At 51.8% G+C, this 247-nt stretch carries 1 protein-coding gene and 1 pseudogene; one reads left to right on the forward strand and one right to left on the reverse strand.

What is annotated here, in order from left to right:
• Positions 1 to 70, forward strand: a 70-nt coding sequence (locus ACSIPU_RS31420) for a transposase (protein ID WP_072100800.1), incomplete at its 5' end; no start/stop codon positions are given.
• A gap of 60 nt (positions 71 to 130) precedes the next feature.
• On the opposite strand, the pseudogene ACSIPU_RS31425 reads toward ACSIPU_RS31420, so the two are convergent.
• Positions 131 to 247 (reverse strand): annotated as a pseudogene (locus ACSIPU_RS31425) (3'-kinase); the annotation flags it as partial.

The raw sequence follows: 247 nt of genomic DNA on the forward strand, positions 1-247 counted from the left end.
GGCCTCAGCATTTTATTATGGTGATCCCCTGGGCGAAATGCGCCTGGTAAGCAGAGTTTTTGAAATGTAAGGCCTTTGAATAAGACAAAAGGCTGCCTCATCGCTAACTTTGCAACAGTGCCCTTGATATCTAGTATGACGTCTGTCGCACCTGCTTGATCGCGGCCGCGATAGCTAGATCGCGTTGCTCCTCTTCTCCATCCGCGTTCCAAGCTGCGGAAAGGCACCCATAAGCGTACGCCTGGTC

The organism is Klebsiella sp. HN106 (genome assembly GCF_051209435.1).
Classification (GTDB): domain Bacteria; phylum Pseudomonadota; class Gammaproteobacteria; order Enterobacterales; family Enterobacteriaceae; genus Klebsiella; species Klebsiella oxytoca.